This window comes from Streptomyces aurantiacus JA 4570 (genome assembly GCF_000414115.1).
GTDB lineage: Bacteria > Actinomycetota > Actinomycetes > Streptomycetales > Streptomycetaceae > Streptomyces > Streptomyces aurantiacus_A.
This window is the reverse complement of the sequence record NZ_AOPZ01000212.1, coordinates 1-3,187: the sequence shown is the minus strand read 5'-3', so window position 1 is coordinate 3,187 and position 3,187 is coordinate 1. Positions and strand designations below refer to the sequence as shown.

General features: G+C 70.1%; 2 protein-coding genes and 1 pseudogene. 2 read left to right on the top strand and 1 reads right to left on the bottom strand.

The window, feature by feature from the left end:
- Positions 1–1,058 (bottom strand): annotated as a pseudogene (locus STRAU_RS20695) (type I polyketide synthase); the annotation flags it as partial.
- A gap of 337 nt (positions 1,059–1,395) precedes the next feature.
- Here STRAU_RS20695 and STRAU_RS20690 point away from each other — a divergent pair.
- Positions 1,396–2,340: an ABC transporter ATP-binding protein gene (locus STRAU_RS20690; RefSeq protein WP_016642322.1), complete on the top strand. Its 945-nt coding sequence runs from the start codon at positions 1,396–1,398 to the stop codon at positions 2,338–2,340.
- Positions 2,337–3,161 carry an ABC transporter permease gene (locus STRAU_RS20685; protein ID WP_016642321.1) on the top strand — a complete coding sequence of 275 codons (825 nt, stop codon included), beginning with the start codon at positions 2,337–2,339 and terminating at the stop codon, positions 3,159–3,161. The genes STRAU_RS20690 and STRAU_RS20685 overlap by 4 nt, the downstream gene beginning before the upstream one ends.
- Positions 3,162–3,187 lie beyond the last annotated feature (26 nt).

Sequence of the window (3,187 nt, the reverse complement as noted above, 5' to 3'; positions counted from 1 at the left end):
AGCATGCCCACGCCCTCGCCCCACGCGGTGCCGTCCGCGGCCTGCGCGAACGGCTTGCAGCGGCCGTCCGGTGCCAGGCCGCGCTGGCGGCTGAAGGCCAGGAAGGAGCCGGGCGAGGCCATGACCACGACGCCGCCCGCGAGGGCGAGGGCGCACTCGCCCTGGCGCAGCGCCTGGACGGCCAGGTGCAGGGCGACGAGGGACGAGGAGCACGCCGTGTCGACCGTCATCGTCGGGCCCTGCAGGCCGAGGGTGTAGGCGATGCGCCCGGAGGCGACGCTGGCGGCGGTGCCCGTGACGAGATAGCCCTCCAGGCCGTCGCCGGCGTCGCTGAGGCGAGGGCCGTACTCCTGGGTCTCGGCGCCGACGAAGACGCCTGTGCCGGAGTCGCGCAGCGAGGCGGGGTCGATGCCCGCGCGCTCCAGCGCCTCCCAGGACGCCTCCAGGAGAAGGCGCTGCTGCGGGTCCGTGGCGAGGGCCTCGCGGGGCGAGAGGCCGAAGAAGTCCGCGTCGAACTCGCCCGCGTCGTGCAGGAAGCCGCCCTCGCGGACATAGCTGGTGCCGGGCCGGTCGGGGTCGGTGTCGTACAGGGCGGACAGGTCCCAGCCGCGGTCGGCCGGGAAGTCGGAGATGGCGTCCACGCCGTCGGCGACCAACTGCCAGAGCTCTTCGGGGGTTTCCACGCCGCCGGGCAGCTTGCAGCTCATGGCGACGATGGCGATGGGCTCGTCGTCGGCGCGGCGCGCGGCCGCGGGCACGTACGTGGCGTCGGCGGTGTCGAAGAGTTCGGCGCGCAGATGGCGGGCGAGCGCGTCGGCGCTGGGGTGGTCGAAGACGGTGGTGACGGGCAGCTTGAGGCCGGTGGCCCGCTGGAGACGGCGGTGCAGCTCCACGGCGGTCAGGGAGTCGAGCCCCAGGTCCAGGAAGGGGCGGGACAGATCACCGGCCGGCCGGCCGCCGTCGGCGCCGCCGAGGACGGCGGCGACTTCCCCGGCCACCAGGGCGCGAAGCCGCCGTTCCTGTTCCGCGCGCGGGCGGCCTTCGAGGGTGTCACGCAGGTTCTCCGGGTGAACCTCCGGGTGAAAGTCGTCCGCGAATTCCTCGAAGTCGCTCAATGTTCCACTCCGTAGCACCGGCCGAGATGGCTTTCAGAAATTCCTGACTGTACTTCGGGTAAATTCACCGACCGCGCTTCGGAACGCCGCAGAATTCCTGGCCGCACTTCAGATAAATTTGCCCACAATACCGTGGCAGGCTAACAGTGCGTTCTTCGATCCCCCTACCCCTAACCAGCCCCTATGGGGCCGGTACGGCGGGCGGATACAGGGGTGTTCGGGAAAGTCGCCCGGCTCTAGTGTCGGGCACGTGGAAAACGCTGTCCGGGTTGAGAATCTGGTGAAACAGTACGCGTCCGACGCACGCCGCGTGGTCGACGGGCTGAGCTTCGATGTGTACCGGGGCGAGGTGTTCGGCCTGCTCGGCCCCAATGGCGCGGGGAAAAGCACGACGGTGGGCATGATGACCACCCGGGTGCGGCCGACCTCGGGCGAAGTCGTCATCGACGGCGTGGACGTGGTCGCGCGGCCGAGAGAGGCGAAACGGGTGCTCGCGGTGGTGCCGCAGCGCAACAACCTCGACCGGTCCCTTTCGGTGCGTCAGAACCTGCTGTTCCACGCCACGTACCACGGAATGCCGCGCACCGAGCGGCGCTCCCGGGCCGATGAGCTCCTGGAGCAGATGGGCCTGGCCGACTACCGCAAGTCGAAGGTCGACGACATGTCCGGAGGGCAGGTGCAGCGGGTGATGATCGCCCGCGCGCTGATGCACCGGCCGAGCGTGCTGTTCCTGGACGAGCCCGCGACCGGACTCGACCCGCAGGCGCGGCTGTTCGTGCACGAACGGGTCGCCGACCTCGCCGAGCGCGGCGTCACGGTGGTCGTCACCACCCACGACATGGACGAGGCCGCCAAGCTCTGCGACCGCGTGGGCATCGTGGACCGGGGCACCCTGCTGGCCCTGGACACCCCCGAAGGTCTCGGCAAGCTGCTGCCCGCGCACTCGACGCTCGCCCTGACCGTGGAGTCGCCGCAGGGCCCGGAGCCGGTGGCGAAGCTGCTCTCCGCGCTTCCCGGGGTGCGCCAGGTCGACGAAGTGGACCCGGAGGCACCGCCCGTGGACGGTTTCCGGTTCCGCATCTACACGGACACCGAGCCGGTGGCGGCGCTCCAGCCGGCGCTCGCGGCGCTGACCGGCGGTGACTACCGGGTGACGGATGTCGGCGTCGGAAAGGTCTCCCTCGAAGACGTCTTTCTCCACCTCACCGGAAAGAATCTGCGATGACTGCGACAACCGCGACCGAGGCACCCACCGCGGAGGCCGCGACCGCGCCGGCCACGAGCCAACTGCACACCTTCGGCGCCATCCTGTGGCGCGATGTCTTCGTCGCCCTGCGCCAGTTCCCGACGTTCATCGGGCAGGCCATCATCCAGCCGTTCTTCACGCTGTTCGTGTTCGGCGTGCTGCTGAGCGACGCGGGCTATGTGGACGGCGACTACAGCGCCGTCCTGCTGCCCGGCGTGCTCGCCCTGAACGGATTCCTCGGCGGAATGCAGAACACGGCACTGCCGCTCGTCGTCGACTTCTCGTACACGCGGGAGATCGAGGACCGGCTGCTCTCGCCCATCTCGCTGCGCCTGGTGGCCGTGGAGAAGATCCTCTTCGGCGCCCTGTACGGGTTCGTGGCGTCGCTGATGATGACGCCGGTCGGCATGGTGCTCCTCGACCTGTCGTGGCCGATCAGCAAGACCGTGCCCGCCCTCGCCATCGCCGGGCTCGGCGCGCTCGCGGGCGCCTCGATCGGCCTGTGCCTGGGCACGTCGGTGAGCAGCGACAAGGTCGACGTGATGTTCACGCTGGTCCTGATGCCTCTGCTGTTCACAGGGTCCACGCAGTTCCCGCTCGTCGCCCTGGACGAGGTGCGCTGGTTCCAGGTGATCTGCGGCGCCAATCCGCTGTCGTACGCCAGTGAGGGCATGCGGGCCGTGACGTCCCCGAACGTGGAGCACGTACCGCTGCCGGTCACGCTGATCGTGCTCGTCGGCTCCATCTGTCTCTTCGCGGCCATCGGCATCCGCGGATTCCTGCGGCGCGCGCAAGCCTGAGCCGCGCGGCTGTGGGGCTCTGGGCG

What these genes read in the sequence shown, in the direction of transcription:
- STRAU_RS20685 (WP_016642321.1), top strand. Translation starts at nt 2,337, where the DNA reads ATGACTGCGACAACCGCGACCGAGGCACCCACCGCGGAGGCCGCGACC.